This is a genomic window from Streptomyces sp. GL_148 (assembly GCF_057834205.1).
The window spans coordinates 5683368-5698574 of the sequence record NZ_CM174396.1; the positions used below are offsets into that span (position 1 = coordinate 5683368).

General features: G+C 68.5%; 11 protein-coding genes. 7 read left to right on the top strand and 4 right to left on the bottom strand.

The features are described 5' to 3' along the window. Positions 1-16: 16 nt before the first annotated feature. The 4 genes from AC3IYI_RS26275 to AC3IYI_RS26290 form a co-directional block, all read right to left on the bottom strand. Positions 17-790 carry a succinate dehydrogenase/fumarate reductase iron-sulfur subunit gene (locus tag AC3IYI_RS26275; RefSeq protein WP_489406047.1) on the bottom strand — a complete coding sequence of 258 codons (774 nt, stop codon included), beginning with the start codon at positions 788-790 and terminating at the stop codon, positions 17-19. Then, complete coding sequence (locus AC3IYI_RS26280) at positions 787-2724, bottom strand: fumarate reductase/succinate dehydrogenase flavoprotein subunit (protein WP_489406048.1); 1938 nt, start codon at positions 2722-2724, stop codon at positions 787-789. Before AC3IYI_RS26280 ends, AC3IYI_RS26275 begins: the two co-directional genes overlap by 4 nt. 1 nt (position 2725) lies before the next feature. Next, complete coding sequence (locus tag AC3IYI_RS26285) at positions 2726-3550, bottom strand: hypothetical protein (RefSeq protein WP_489406049.1); 825 nt, start codon at positions 3548-3550, stop codon at positions 2726-2728. A gap of 95 nt (positions 3551-3645) precedes the next feature. After that, positions 3646-3876 (bottom strand): hypothetical protein, encoded by a 231-nt coding sequence (locus tag AC3IYI_RS26290; protein WP_489406050.1) that lies wholly within the window; start codon positions 3874-3876, stop codon positions 3646-3648. 363 nt (positions 3877-4239) lie between these two features. Between AC3IYI_RS26290 and AC3IYI_RS26295 the strand changes: the two genes are divergently transcribed. From AC3IYI_RS26295 to AC3IYI_RS26325, 7 genes are all read left to right on the top strand, one after another. Next, positions 4240-6750 carry an ABC transporter family substrate-binding protein gene (locus tag AC3IYI_RS26295; protein ID WP_489406051.1) on the top strand — a complete coding sequence of 837 codons (2511 nt, stop codon included), beginning with the start codon at positions 4240-4242 and terminating at the stop codon, positions 6748-6750. 362 nt (positions 6751-7112) lie between these two features. Continuing rightward, positions 7113-9017, top strand: a complete 1905-nt coding sequence (gene typA / locus AC3IYI_RS26300) for a translational GTPase TypA (protein WP_489406052.1) — start codon at positions 7113-7115, stop codon at positions 9015-9017. 438 nt (positions 9018-9455) lie between these two features. Beyond that, a complete protein-coding gene (locus tag AC3IYI_RS26305) occupies positions 9456-11084 on the top strand; it encodes a peptide ABC transporter substrate-binding protein (RefSeq protein ID WP_489406053.1) in 1629 nt (542 codons plus the stop codon). 93 nt (positions 11085-11177) lie between these two features. Then, complete coding sequence (locus AC3IYI_RS26310) at positions 11178-12122, top strand: ABC transporter permease (RefSeq protein WP_489406054.1); 945 nt, start codon at positions 11178-11180, stop codon at positions 12120-12122. Further along, a complete protein-coding gene (locus tag AC3IYI_RS26315) occupies positions 12115-13077 on the top strand; it encodes an ABC transporter permease (protein ID WP_489406055.1) in 963 nt (320 codons plus the stop codon). Before AC3IYI_RS26310 ends, AC3IYI_RS26315 begins: the two co-directional genes overlap by 8 nt. Before the next feature lie 21 nt (positions 13078-13098). Beyond that, positions 13099-14145: an ABC transporter ATP-binding protein gene (locus AC3IYI_RS26320; RefSeq protein WP_489411675.1), complete on the top strand. Its 1047-nt coding sequence runs from the start codon at positions 13099-13101 to the stop codon at positions 14143-14145. Further along, positions 14138-15190: an ABC transporter ATP-binding protein gene (locus AC3IYI_RS26325; RefSeq protein WP_489406056.1), complete on the top strand. Its 1053-nt coding sequence runs from the start codon at positions 14138-14140 to the stop codon at positions 15188-15190. The genes AC3IYI_RS26320 and AC3IYI_RS26325 overlap by 8 nt, the downstream gene beginning before the upstream one ends. The last annotated feature ends 17 nt before the right edge of the window (positions 15191-15207 follow it).

Here is a 15207-nt window from a genome sequence, read left to right on the forward strand (position 1 = left end):
GAACAGCTGGGGGCGGCTATGTGCCGGAACGCCGCCCGATCTTGTTCCCCAGCCACACCAGCGGGTCGTACTTGCGGTCCACGGCCCGCTCCTTCAGCGGGATCAGGGCGTTGTCGGTGATCTTGATCCCCTCGGGGCAGACCTCCGTGCAGCACTTGGTGATGTTGCAGTAGCCGAGCCCGTGCTCCTCCTGCGCCGCGCGCTTGCGGTCCAGGCCCGCCTCCGCCGCCGCGTCCAGCGGGTGCATGTCCAGCTCCGCCACCCGCATCAGGAAGCGCGGACCGGCGAAGGCACCCTTGTTCTCCTCGTGGTCGCGCACCACGTGACAGGTGTCCTGGCACAGGAAGCACTCGATGCACTTCCTGAACTCCTGCGAGCGCTCCACGTCGATCTGCTGCATCCGGTACTCGCCCGGCGCCACCCCGGCGGGCGGCACGAAGGCGGGGACCTCGCGCGCCTTCTGGTAGTTGAAGGACACGTCCGTCACCAGGTCGCGGACGACCGGGAAGGCCCGCAGCGGCGTCACGGTGATCGTCTCCTCGCGGGAGAAGGTCGACATGCGCGTCATGCACATCAGCCGCGGCCGCCCGTTGACCTCCGCACTGCACGAACCGCACTTGCCCGCCTTGCAGTTCCACCGCACCGCGAGGTCGGAGGCCTGGGTGGCCTGGAGCCGGTGGACGATGTCCAGGATCACCTCCCCGTCGTGCACCTCCACGGTGAAGTCGCGCAGCTCACCGCCCTCCGCGTCGCCCCGCCAGATCCGGAACGCGGCATCGTAGGTACTCACTCGTACAGCTCCTCTTCGGCGAGGTACTTGACCAGCTCTTCCTTCTCGAAGAGCGCGAGCAGGTCGGATCGGATGGGATCGGTGCGCACCCGGGTCAGCTCGATCCGGTCCGCCGCCGGATCCGAGGGAGCGGGGTCGACGGGCCGGCACAGCAGGTTCACCGGCCGCCAGGAACGCTCCATCGCCGGGCAGTCCTCGCGGGTGTGCCCGCCCCGGCTCTCGGTGCGCTCCAGGGCCGCGCGGGCCACGCACTCGCTGACCAGCAGCATGTTGCGCAGGTCCAGGGCCAGGTGCCAGCCCGGGTTGAACTGCCGGTGCCCTTCGACCCCGGCCCGGGAGGCCCGTACGCGCAGGGCCGCGAGCTTCTCCAGCGCCTGGGTCATCTCGCCCTCGCGGCGGATGATCCCGACGAGGTCGTTCATGGCCGTCTGGAGCTCCTGGTGGAGGGTGTACGGGTTTTCCGCGCCCTCGACGGCGTGGAACGGGGCCAGCGCCTCCGCGGCCGCCGCGTCGATCTGCGCCTGGGACACCTCGGGCCGCCCGCCGACGGCCGGCGCGTCGCGCGCGGCGTACTCGGCGGCGTGCAGCCCGGCCCGGCGGCCGAAGACCAGCAGGTCGGAGAGGGAGTTCCCGCCGAGCCGGTTCGATCCGTGCATCCCGCCCGCGACCTCACCGGCGGCGAACAGGCCCGGCACCCCGAGGGTGGCGGCCGTATCGGACTCGACCGCGATGCCGCCCATCACGTAGTGGCAGGTCGGGCCGACCTCCATCGCCTCGGCGGTGATGTCCACGTCCGCCAGCTCCTTGAACTGGTGGTACATCGACGGGAGCCGCCGCTTGATCTTCTCGGCCGGCATCCGGGTGGACACGTCGAGGAACACCCCGCCGTGCGGGGATCCGCGCCCGGCCTTGACCTCGGAGTTGATGGCGCGGGCCACCTCGTCGCGGGGGAGCAGCTCGGGCGGGCGCCGGTTGTGGTCCGGGTCCTCGTACCAGCGGTCGCCCTCCTCCTCGGACTGCGCGTACTTCTCCTTGAACACGTCCGGGATGTAATCGAACATGAACCGCTTGCCCTCGCTGTTGCGCAGCACCCCGCCGTCGCCGCGCACCGACTCCGTGACGAGGATCCCCTTCACCGAGGGCGGCCAGACCATGCCGGTCGGGTGGAACTGCACGAACTCCATGTTCAGCAGCGGGGCCCCGGCGAGCAGCGCCAGCGCGTGGCCGTCACCGGTGTACTCCCACGAGTTGGACGTGGTCTTGAAGGACTTCCCGATCCCGCCCGTGGCCAGCACCACCGCCGGGGCCTCCAGGACGAAGAACCGCCCGGTCTCGCGCTCGTAGCAGAAGGTCCCGGACACCCGCGACTCCGCGGCTGAGCCGCTATCGGACTCGGTCTTCAGCACGCGTGTCACCGTGCACTCCTGGAAGACCTTGAGCCGAGCCTCGTAGTCCCCGTACTCCTTGAAGTCCTCCTGCTGGAGCTGGACGATCTTCTGCTGGAGGGTGCGGATCAGCTCCAGCCCGGTCCGGTCGCCGACGTGCGCGAGCCGTGGGTACTCGTGCCCGCCGAAGTTGCGCTGCGAGATCTTCCCGTCGGGCGTGCGGTCGAAGAGCGCGCCCCAGGTCTCCAGCTCCCAGACCCGGTCCGGGGCCTCCTTGGCGTGCAGCTCCGCCATCCGCCACTGGTTCAGGAACTTGCCGCCGCGCATCGTGTCGCGGAAGTGCACCTGCCAGTTGTCGCCCTCGTTGACGTTGCCCATGGAGGCGGCGATCCCGCCCTCCGCCATCACGGTGTGGGCCTTGCCGAAGAGGGATTTGCAGATCACGGCCGTACGGGCGCCCCGCTCGCGCGCCTCGATCGCGGCCCGCAGCCCGGCGCCGCCCGCGCCGACCACGACCACGTCCCACTGCTGCCGTTCCACTTGAGCCATCTCAGAAGATCCTCGGGTCGGTGAAGGCGCCGCTGGCCAGCAGGTACACGTAGAAGTCGCATGCGGCGACGCTGATCAGCGAGGCCCACGCCAACTGCATGTGACGGGAGTTGAGGCGGCTGATCCAGCCCCACAGGCGGTAGCGGACCGGGTGCTTGGAGAAGTGCTTGAGGCGGCCGCCCATGATGTGCCGGCAGGAGTGGCAGGACAGCGTGTACGCCCAGATCAGCGCGATGTTGACGACGAACAGCAGCGTCCCGAGGCCCATGTGGCCCCACGCGTAGTTCTCGTCGCGGAAGGTCAGTACGGTGTCGTACGTGAGGATGCCCGCGACCGGGACCGCCGCGTAGAAGAAGTAGCGGTGCATGTTCTGGAGGATCAGCGGGAAGCGGGTCTCCCCGCTGTACGAGGCGTGCGGCTCGGCGACGGCGCAGGCGGGCGGCGAGGCCCAGAAGCCCCGGTAGTAGGCCTTGCGGTAGTAGTAGCAGGTGAGCCGGAAGCCGAGCGGGAAGATCAGGATCAGCAGTGCGGGGGACAGGCCCCACCAGCTGCCGAGCAGGTCGAGGTTCGGGCCGCCGCGCATCTCGGCGCAGTTCTCCGCGAGGCACGGGGAGTAGAAGGGCGAGACGTACGGCGCCGCGTAGTAGTCGGCGTTGGCGAAGGCCCGCCAGGTCGAGTAGACGATGAAGGCGAGCAGCCCGGCCGCGGTGACGGCGGGGGAGAGCCACCACCGGTCGGTCCGCAGGTGCCGGGCCGCGATCGCGGCCCGCGAGGCGTCGTGGACGCCGCCGGGCCGCTGGGATGGTGGTTGGGTGCCTGTGGCCAAGAGGGACTCCGGGTGGAGTGATGAGGGGTGCCCCGGGGACCCGGCCGCCGCCGCTGCGGGTGACCGGGTCCGGTGGGGTGTGCGGGAGGGGTGGGTCAGGGAGCGCGGCGGTCGCGGGCGCCGAGACCTTCGTCGTCGGCGTCCGTCCACAGCGAACTGTCGTACGGGGTGTCCGGGACGCTGACCATTGCGCTCTCGCCGGGAGGCCGGGAGGCGGCCGGTGCCTGCCGCGCTGCGTTCTTGACGTCCTTCTCCAGCTGCTCCACGGAGCGGACCAGCTCGTTCAGGTTGCGCCGTACGGCGGTCAAATCGTCTTGCAGGGACATGATTTGCCCTCACTTCCGCTTGGGTGCGGTGGCAACGCTCATGTGCGCCTGCGAGTGTCGCGCCTCCCGTCCCCGGTTGTGAAGGGACGTGCAGCGATTGCGGGCGCGCAGGCGCGAACCGTGCGCCCCTCCCTGCTCCCATTTTCATCCCTCTTACGGGGGAACGCCCGCTCGGAAGGCAAGCCGGATTGGTCCGCACGGGTGGGGTTCGCGGCGTGGCGAGGGCCGGCTGCGGTGGGTGTGGCGAGGTGTCGATTTCAGTGGGTTTCGGCACCCAGTGTGATCAGCTCCATATACCGCCGAACGTGATCAAAACATCCCCTTTCACGGCTCCCCCCACGCCCCGTCCCGGAGGTACCACCCATGTCCCAGAGAAGGCGCAGGTCCTTGGCGCTCCTGACCTCGGGAGTTCTTGCACTGCCGCTGCTCGCGGGCTGCGGCGCGGGTGAAGACGAGGGCGGGCCGGCCGCCGCCGGGCAGGACATCGCGGCCGCCACCCGCGACAAGGTCGCCGACGGCGGCGTGCTGCGGTGGGCCGTGGACTCCATGCCGGGCACCCTCAACGCCTTCCAGGCCGATGCGGACGCCACCACCAACCGGATCGCCGGGGCGGTACTGCCCCAGCTGTTCGTGCTGGACGGCAAGGGGCGGCCGGTGGCCAATCCCGACTACCTGGAGAAGGCCGAGGTCGTCGAGCGGGAGCCCAAGCAGGTCGTCCTGTACAAGCTCAACCAGCAGGCGGTCTGGAGCGACGGCCGCGAGATCGGCGCCGCCGACTTCGTCGCCCAGTGGCGGGCCCTGAACGGCAAGGACTCCGCCTACTGGACGGCGCGCAACGCCGGCTACGACCGGATCGAGAAGATCGAGCGCGGCAAGACGGACCTGGAGGTCAAGGTCACCTTCGTCAGGCCGTACGCCGACTGGCGCTCCCTCTTCAGCCCCCTTTACCCCAAGCAGGTCACCGGCACCCCGGAGAGCTTCAACGAGGGAGCCCGGGGCGCCCTGAAGGCCACCGCGGGCCCCTTCGGGCTCGGCGCCGTCGACAAGAAGACCGGTACGGCCTCCCTGACCCGCAACCCGCGCTGGTGGGGCAGCCCCGCCAAGCTCGACACCCTGGTCCTGACCGCGGTGCCGCGCTCCGAACGCCCGGCCGCGCTGGCCGCCGGCAAGCTCGACCTGGCGGAGATCGACCGCACCGGGGCCGACCGGATCGCCCTGGCCCGCCGCGACGCCGCCAAGGCCGACGGGGCCCACGGCCCGGCCGCCTCGGTGACGGCCGCGCAGGCCACCCTGTCGTGGGCGCTCGCCTTCGGGCTGGACGAGGACAAGGCCAAGGAGGCGCAGGCCACCCGCCAGAAGCACGCGGAGTCGGTGAAGCGGTACGCCGAGGAGCAGAGCGCCCTGCGCGGCTTCACCGTCCGCAAGTCCCTGGAGCCCGCCTACACCCAGCTCGCGATGAACGGGGCGAGCGGCCCGCTCGCCGACGAGCGGGTACGCCGCGCCGTGGCCCGCGCCCTGGACCGCCAGGCGCTCGCCGACATCGTCCTGAAGCCGCTGGGCCTGCCCGCGAAGCCGGTGGGCAGCCACCTCGCGCTGGCCGGGCAGCAGGCGTACGCCGACAACAGCGACGCCCTCGGCGGCCAGGACACCCAGGCCTCGCAGGCCCTGCTCGCGGACGCCGGATGGCGCCGGGGCGGCAAGCTCACCGAGCCGGCGGGCGCCAAGGCGGGCGCGGAGGCCGCCAAGGGGACGGACGACTCCAAGACCCCGGCGGTCCCGGCCCCGGCCCCGGCCCCGGGCCCGGGCACCGGGAACGACGGTCTCTACATCGTCGGCCAGGACGACGAGCGCAACGGCGACGAGCGCAACGGCGACGGCCGGACCGGCGGCCGGACCGGCGGGCAGACCGACGGCAAGCCCGGGGACGCCGCCCGCGCCGCCGTGGCCGCTCTGCGCGCCGCCCACCCCGACGACCGTCCCGAGGGCCCCGAGGACCCGGCCGGCACGGACCTGACGGACCTGCCCGAAGGCCGGTACGGCCGCTCCGCCGCCGACGGCGAGATCGTCGACGCCGACGCCTTCGCCGGGAGCGGGCACAGCCGGCCCTCCCCGGTGCTCGCCCCGGCCCCGTTCGCGGCCCTCCAGGAGCAGCACCTGCGCACCCAGGCCGAGGCCCAGGCCGACGCCGTGGACGACGGCAAGCGCAGCCCGGCCCTGGACGCCGAAGCCGCCGCCGAACCGGCGGACCAGACCGGGGCGAGCACCGCCCCGGCCCCCGCCAAGCAGGCCGTGCGCACCTCCGGCAGCGTGCTCGCCAAGGACGGCAAGCCGCTCGCCCTGCGCTTCGTCCTGCCGGCCGGCCCCGGTTCGGAGGCGCTGCGCACGGTCGGCGAGCGGATCTCGCAGATGCTCCAGAAGGTCGGCGTGCAGACCGAGCTGACCAAGGTGCCCGACGAGAGCTTCTTCAAGGACCACATCGCCTCGGGCCAGTACGACCTGGCGCTCTACTCGTGGCCCGCGACCGCCTACCCGGCCACCGACGCCCGGCCCATCTTCGCCAAGCCGGAGCCGGCCGCCGACGGCTCGCTGCTGGTCGAACAGAACTACACCCGGGTCGGCACGGACCACATCGACCAGCTCTTCGACCAGGCGCTCGGCGAGCTGGACGAGGCGGCCTCCCGCGAGCTGATGCGCAAGGCGGACGCCCGGATCTGGGCGACGGCCGGCTCCATCCCGCTCTACCAGCGCCCCGAGCTGGTGGCCGTGAAGCCCGGCCTCGTCAACGCGGGCGCCTTCGGCCTCGGAGCCCCGCGCTACCAGGACATCGGCTGGAAGAAGCCGGCGCCGGCCAGGGGCGAGAACAAGAAGAAGTAACGAGAAGAAGTGATGACGAGCTGACGACGGGGAAGCATCGGAGATTCGATCCGAAGGTCTCAACCTCTGATGTGACTCAAGTCCCTTGCCCGCCGGATCACCGGCGGGCAGGGTCGTGCGTACCCGTTGACCCGCGTGTTTTTGCAGGCCCCAGCCCCGTCGAGGCCCGCCGTATCCCGCCGAGTCCCCCCACCCCGGACCCGGCCGTGCTCAGTCGTCCGGCCTCTTGACAGACCCCACGGCAGGCGGTTCCCGCCATCCGACGTACGATGGGGTAAGGCCGTGGCAGGTTTTCCGCCCGGTCGAGGCGCGCGTGCCGGACCGTACGCGTCGCCATCCACGATCCCGGGAGAAGCGCCGAAGTGCCCACGCGCCACGACATCCGTAACGTCGCCATCGTCGCCCACGTCGACCATGGCAAGACGACCATCGTCGATGCCATGCTCAAGCAGGCCGGTGCCTTCGCCGCCCACCAGCACCTCGACGACCGCATGATGGACTCGAACGACCTGGAGCGTGAGAAGGGCATCACGATCCTCGCCAAGAACACGGCGGTGAAGTACCACCCGAAGGACGGGTCGGCCCCGATCACGATCAACATCATCGACACCCCCGGCCACGCCGACTTCGGTGGTGAGGTCGAGCGCGGTCTGTCGATGGTGGACGCCGTCGTCCTGCTGGTGGACGCCTCCGAGGGTCCGCTGCCCCAGACCCGTTTCGTCCTGCGGAAGGCTCTGCAGCAGAAGCTGCCGGTCATCCTCTGCATCAACAAGACGGACCGTCCGGACTCCCGGATCGACGAGGTCGTCAACGAGACGTACGACCTCTTCCTCGACCTGGACGCGGACGAGGAGCAGATCGAGTTCCCGATCGTCTATGCCTGTGGCCGTGACGGCGTGGCCTCGCTGACCAAGCCGGAGGACGGCACCGTCCCCGCGGACAGCGACAGCCTGGAGCCCTTCTTCTCCACCATCCTGGCCCACGTCCCGGCCCCGGTGTACGACGAGGAGGCCCCCCTTCAGGCCCACGTCACCAACCTGGACGCGGACAACTTCCTCGGCCGCATCGCGCTGGTGCGCGTCGAGCAGGGCGAGCTCCGCAAGGGCCAGACCGTCGCGTGGATCAAGCGTGACGGCAGCATCTCCAACGTCCGCATCACCGAGCTGATGATGACCGAGGCGCTCACCCGCAAGCCGGCGGAGGTCGCCGGCCCCGGTGACATCTGCGCGGTGGCCGGTTTCCCCGACATCATGATCGGCGAGACCCTGGCCGACCCGGAGAACCCGATCGCGCTCCCGCTGATCTCGGTCGACGAGCCGGCGATCTCGATGACCATCGGTACGAACACCTCCCCGATGGTCGGCCGCGGCGGCAGCGGCAAGGGCGCGGACGCCAAGTCCGCGGTCAAGGACCGCAAGGTCACCGCCCGCCAGGTCAAGGACCGTCTGGACCGCGAGCTGGTCGGTAACGTCTCGCTCCGCGTCCTCGACACCGAGCGTCCCGACGCCTGGGAGGTCCAGGGCCGTGGTGAGCTCGCGCTCGCCATCCTGGTCGAGCAGATGCGCCGCGAGGGCTTCGAGCTGACCATCGGCAAGCCGCAGGTGGTCACGCAGATCATCGACGGCAAGGTGCACGAGCCGGTCGAGCGCATGACCGTCGACGTCCCCGAGGAGCACATGGGCGCGGTCACGCAGCTCATGGGCGTCCGCAAGGGCCGCATGGACAACATGTCGAACCACGGCTCCGGCTGGGTCCGCATGGAGTTCGTCGTCCCGTCCCGCGGCCTCATCGGCTTCCGTACCGAGTTCCTGACCGGTACGCGCGGTACGGGCATCGCCCACTCGATCCACGAGGGCCTGGAGCCGTGGTTCGGTCAGCTGGTGACCCGTAACAACGGTTCGCTGGTCGCCGACCGCTCCGGTTCGGTCACGCCGTTCGCGATGATCAACCTGCAGGAGCGCGGCGTCCTGTTCACCGAGCCCGGCACCGAGGTGTACGAGGGCATGATCGTCGGCGAGAACTCGCGCGCCGACGACATGGACGTGAACATCACCAAGGAGAAGAAGCTCACCAACATGCGTGCGGCTTCCGCGGACAACACCGAGAACGTGGTGCCCCCGCGCAGGCTCTCCCTGGAGCAGTCCCTGGAGTTCTGCCGCGACGACGAATGCGTCGAGGTGACCCCCGAGGCCGTCCGCATCCGCAAGGTCGTCCTGGACCAGAAGGACCGCTCGCGCTCCGCGTCGCGCGCCAAGTCCGGCAAGTAGTCGCGTAGGACCTAGGTCACACTTGGGTCCTGCCCGATACCGCTCGTGTGAACAGCCCCTGCCGTCACGGTCTCCGTGGCGACAGGGGCTGTTCGCTTTTGTCAAGCGGATTATTTCGGTCCGGTGTCCGCATACCGACCGTGACACTCCGGAAGAAGAGCTAACAGTCCGTTTCGTTCATGTCTGTCTCCTATTCGTTTGTCCGGATTTCGGGTTTTAGCCGTAGTGCGATGTTGTGAAAACGAGACCACTTAAGTGTGGTTTACGGTCATGGCGTCCCCGAGGATGGCTCCATTGAGCTCGGGTCAATGGGTCACACGCTGTGGGGAGCGTCGACTCACGAGCATCACGCAAAGGGTCCGGAAAGTCGCTGTCAGGGGTGTCAGCGCAACCGGTTCCCTTATGTATCGACAGTGACGCCTGAGGAGGCAATTACCCATGCGCGGAGCAACGAGCGCCAAGTGGGTCGCGGGTGCCGTCATCGTGGCGATGGCCGCGACGGCTTGCAGCACCAGTAGCGATTCCAAGTCCGCCGGCGGCAAGACCGGCGGCAACATCACCGTGGTGCTCGGCGAGCCGCAGCACGGTCTGGTGGGTCAGAACACCGCCGAGACCGAGGGCGCCGAGGTCCTCAACGCGGTCTTCACCGGTCTGGTCAACTACGACAACAAGACCAACGAGCCGAAGCTCGCGGTCGCGGAGTCCATCGAGACCACGGACTCGAAGACCTGGACGGTCAAGATCCGGGACGGCTACACCTTCCACAACGGTGAGAAGGTCGACGCCAAGTCCTTCGTCCGTGCCTGGAACTGGGGTGCGAACCAGGACAACGCCGCCGAGAGCCTGCCCTTCTTCGACAAGATCGAGGGCTCCGACGAGCTGGCTCCGGGCAAGGACAAGAAGCCCACGGCCACTGAGCTCAAGGGCCTGAAGATCGTCGACGAGAAGACCTTCACCGTCACGCTGAAGGCCCCCTTCTCCCAGTTCAAGACGATGCTGGGCTACACCGCGTTCTACCCGCTGCCCGCCGCCTTCGAGGCCGACCCGAAGAAGTTCGGCGAGTCCCCGATCGGCAACGGCCCCTTCCAGATGGACGGCGCCTGGGAGCACAACAAGCAGATCAAGGTCAAGAAGTACGACAAGTTCCCGGCCGAGGGTCGCGCCAAGCTCGACGGCGTCACCTTCAAGATCTACGACAACCTGGACACGGCGTACAACGACCTTCGCGCCGACACCCTCCAGATCGTCGACAAGCTCCCCACCTCGGCGCTGGCCACCGTCGCCCAGGAGTTCGGCGACCGCTACATCTACGAGCCCGAGTCGGGCGTCGGCTACATCGGTCTGCCGATCGCCACGAACCCGGAGGCCTTCGGCAAGGTGGAGATCCGCAAGGCGATCTCCATGGCGATCGACCGCGAGTCCATCGCGAAGACGATCTTCAACGGCACCCGCAAGCCGGCGGACGACTTCATCAGCCCGATCATCCCGGGCTACCGCAAGGGCGCCCTGGGCGACGTCGTGACGTACAACCCGACGAAGGCCAAGGAGCTCTACACCCTGGCGGGTGGCATTCCGGACAACAAGATGGAGATCGGCTACAACGCCGACGGCGGCCACAAGGAATGGATCGAGGCCGTCGCCAACCAGCTGAAGGCGAACCTCGGCATCGAGGTCACCGCCAAGCCGTTCACCAAGTTCGGTGACATGCTGGACGACCTCCAGGCGAGGAAGTACAAGGGCGCCTTCCGCATGGGCTGGTCCATGGACTACCCGGCGGCGGAGAACTACCTGCGTCCGATCTTCTCGAAGGTCGCGATCGAGAACGGCTCCAACTACGGCGGCTACGTCAACGAGGAGTTCGAGACGCTGATGGCGCAGGCCGACACGGCGACCGACGCCGCCGAGGGCCTGAAGCTGTACCAGAAGGCCGATGACGTGCTCATCAAGGACCTTCCGTACATCCCGGTCTTCTCCTACATGTCTTCTGCGGCCTACTCCAAGACCGTGAAGAACGTCGAGGTCGACGCACAGGGCCGCATGGACCTGGCCAAGGTCGAGCTCAACTAACACCCCTCTTCACCAAGGGGACACCGGGGGCGGCAGGCGGAATCAGGTTTCCGCCTGCTTGCCCCCTTCCCCTGTTCTTCTGCTGGAGGTCTGATGGGCCGCTACCTCATCCGCCGTCTCATACAGGCGATCCCTGTACTGATCGGTGCCACGCTCCTTATCTACTGGTTGTGCTTCTTCCTGCCTGGCGACCCCATTCAGGCGCTCGCGGGCGACAAGAAGGCCGACCCGATCGTCGCCGCGATGCTGCGCGACAAGTACAACCTCGACGACCCGTTCCTGGTCCAGTACTGGAACTACTTCACGGGCCTGTTCCAGGGCGACTTCGGTGAGACCCTGCAGGGCCGCAAGGTCCTCGACCTCATCACCGAGGCCTTCCCGTACACGATCAACCTCGCCCTGATCTCGTTCGTCATCGAGGCCGTCGTCGGCGTTCTGGCGGGCGTCATGGCCGCTCTGCGCCGGGGCAAGTTCATCGACCAGCTCGTGCTCATCTCGACGCTGATGGTCATCTCGATCCCGGTCTTCGTCACCGGCTTCGTGCTCCAGCTGACGCTGGGCGTCCAGCTCAAGAACAGCTGGGGAATCGACTTCTTCCCCGTCTCCTTCAACGAGGCCGACGGAATCCGGGCGTACCTCCTCCCGGCCTTCGTGCTCGCCTCGACCTCGCTCGCGTACGTGGCCCGACTGACCCGTACCAGCCTGATGGAGACGATGCGCGCCGACTACGTGCGTACCGCCACGGCGAAGGGCCTGCCCCGTCGCCGCGTCGTCGTGAACCACGCGCTGCGCAACGCGCTGATCCCGATCGTCACCTTCCTCGGTGCGGACCTCGGCTCCCTCATGGGCGGTGCCGTCATCACCGAGAAGATCTTCAACATCCACGGCATCGGCGGCACGCTGGCGATGTACGTCTACCAGAAGCAGGGCGTGGTCGTGGTGGGTGTCGTCACCCTCCTCGTCCTCGTGTACCTCCTTGCCAACCTGATCGTGGACCTGCTCTACGCCGTGCTCGACCCGAGGATCCGCTATGCGTGACACGACTACGGTGGGGGACGAGTTGCCCGACACCCAGACCGCCACGGGGACCCCCTCCGCGAGCGCGGCCACCGAGGCTCCCAAGGGCGACAAGAAGAAGGAGCGCGAGGCCAGCCTCTGGTCCGACGCCCTGTACGACCTGCGCCGCAACCCGATCTTCCTGATCGGTGCGTTCCTGGTGCTGGTCATGCTGGTGCTGTCCGCCGTGCCGCAGTGGTTCACCGACGGCAGCCCCTTCGAGGGCACCGCCTGCACCCTGCAGAACTCGCTCAAGACCCCGAGCGCGGACCACTGGTTCGGCTTCGACATCCAGGGCTGCGACATCTACACGCGCACCGTGTGGGCGGCCCGGAACTCGGTCATCGTCGGTGTCACCACCACGACCCTGGTGATCGTCGTCGGCGGCGCCCTCGGCCTGGTGGCCGGCTGGGCCGGCGGCGTCGTGGACAGCATCCTGTCCCGCTTCACCGAGATCTTCTTCGCCATCCCGCTGCTGCTCGGCGGCATGCTGATCATGTCCGGCCTCAAGGGCAACGCCTGGACCGTCTCCCTGGTCCTCGCCACCCTGGGCTGGCCGCAGATCTTCCGCATCATGCGGTCCTCGGTCCTGTCGAACAAGAACAACGACTACGTGATGGCCGCCCGCGCCCTCGGCGCCGGCACCCTGCGCATCACGACCCGGCACATCCTGCCGAACGCCGTCGCCCCCGTCATCGTGGTCGGCGCGATCAGCCTGGGTGTGTACATCTCCGCCGAGGCGGCCCTGTCGTACCTCGGTATCGGCGTCCAGCCTCCGGAGATCTCCTGGGGCCTCATGGTCAGCGACGCCTCCGTCCGCTGGCTGCAGGCTCCGCACGTGCTCCTCTTCCCGGCCGCCGCGCTGAGCATCACCGTGCTCGCGTTCATCATGGTCGGCGACGCGGTGCGCGACGCCCTCGACCCGAAGCTGCGCTGAGGAAGGGCGTACGTGATCATCATGGACAAGACCTCGAATGTCCCCGCGCCCCGATCGGCGCCGGAGGATGTCCCCCTGCTCGAAGTGCGTGACCTGCACGTCGAGTTCCACACCCGCGACGGTGTCGCCAAGGCCGTCAACGGTGTCTCGTACTCCGTGAACGCGGGCGAGACCCTCGCCGTCCTCGGCGAGTCCGGCTCCGGCAAGTCCGTGACGGCGCAGGCCATCATGGGCATCCTGGACATGCCCCCCGGCAAGATCCCGTCCGGCGAGATCCTCTTCCAGGGCACCGACCTGCTGAAGCTTCCGGCCGAGGAGTTCCGCAAGGTCCGCGGCCGGAAGATCGCCATGATCTTCCAGGACGCACTGTCCTCGCTGAACCCGGTGCACACCGTCGGCGCCCAGCTCGGCGAGATGTTCCGTGTACACCGCGGGATGTCGAAGAAGGACGCCACCGCCAAGGCCGTCGAGCTCATGGACCGCGTGAAGATCCCCGCCGCCAAGGCGCGCGTGGGCGACTACCCGCACCAGTTCTCCGGCGGTATGCGCCAGCGCATCATGATCGCCATGGCGATGGCCCTGGAGCCCGACCTGATCATCGCCGACGAGCCCACCACGGCTCTCGACGTGACGGTCCAGGCGCAGGTCATGGACCTGCTCGCGGAGCTCCAGCGCGAGATGAACATGGGTCTGATCCTGATCACCCACGACCTCGGCGTGGTCGCCGACGTCGCTGACAAGATCGCCGTCATGTACGGCGGCCGGATCGTCGAGAATGCCCCGGTCCACGAGATCTACAAGCGTCCGGCGCACCCGTACACCCGCGGTCTGCTGGACTCGATCCCGCGCCTGGACCAGAAGGGCCAGGAGCTCTACGCCATCAAGGGCCTGCCGCCCAACCTGCTGAACATCCCCTCGGGCTGCGCCTTCAACCCGCGCTGCCCGAAGGCGCAGGACATCTGCCGCACCGACGTGCCGGTCCTGCACCCGGTGACCGAGCAGGACGGCACCGAAATGGCCGGCCGCACCAGCGCGTGCCACTTCTGGACGGAGCAGATCCATGGCTGAGCTCACCAAGAACGCTCCCGAGCGCGAGCCGATCCTCCAGGTCCGCAACCTGGTCAAGCACTTCCCGTTGACCCAGGGCATCCTGTTCAAGAAGCAGGTCGGCGGGGTCAAGGCGGTCGACGGCATCTCCTTCGACCTGTACCGGGGCGAGACCCTGGGCATCGTCGGCGAGTCCGGCTGTGGCAAGTCCACCGTCGCCAAGCTGCTGATGAACCTGGAGCGCGCCACCGCAGGCGAGGTCTTCTACAAGGGCCAGGACATCACCAAGCTGTCCGGCAAGGCCCTCAAGGTCGTCCGCCGCAACATCCAGATGGTGTTCCAGGACCCGTACACCTCGCTGAACCCGCGCATGACGGTCGGCGACATCATCGGCGAGCCCTTCGAGATCCACCCCGAGGTGGCTCCCAAGGGCGACCGGCGCCGCAAGGTCCAGGAGCTCCTGGACGTCGTCGGCCTCAACCCGGAGTACATCAACCGGTACCCGCACCAGTTCTCCGGCGGCCAGCGCCAGCGCATCGGCATCGCCCGCGGCCTCGCGCTCAACCCGGAGATAATCATCTGCGACGAGCCGGTCTCCGCGCTCGACGTGTCGGTGCAGGCCCAGGTCATCAACCTGATGGAGAAGCTCCAGGACGAGTTCAACCTCTCCTACCTCTTCATCGCGCACGACCTGTCGATCGTCCGGCACATCTCGGACCGCGTCGGCGTCATGTACCTCGGCAAGATGGCCGAGATCGGCACCGACGAGCAGATCTACGAGCACCCGACCCACCCCTACACCCAGGCGCTGCTCTCCGCCGTGCCGGTGCCCGACCCGGCCGCCCGCGAGGGCCGCGACCGGATCATCCTCACCGGTGACGTCCCCTCGCCGGCCAACCCGCCGTCGGGCTGCCGTTTCCGCACCCGCTGCTGGAAGGCCGAGGAGAAGTGCTCCGTGGAGGAGCCGCTGCTCGCCATTCCGGAGCGCTTCCAGGGTGTCAAGTCGCTGGCCGCGCACGAGTCGGCCTGCCACTTCGCGGAGGAGAAGGCCATCCTCGTGTCCTGAACCGTGTGAGCGGTTGT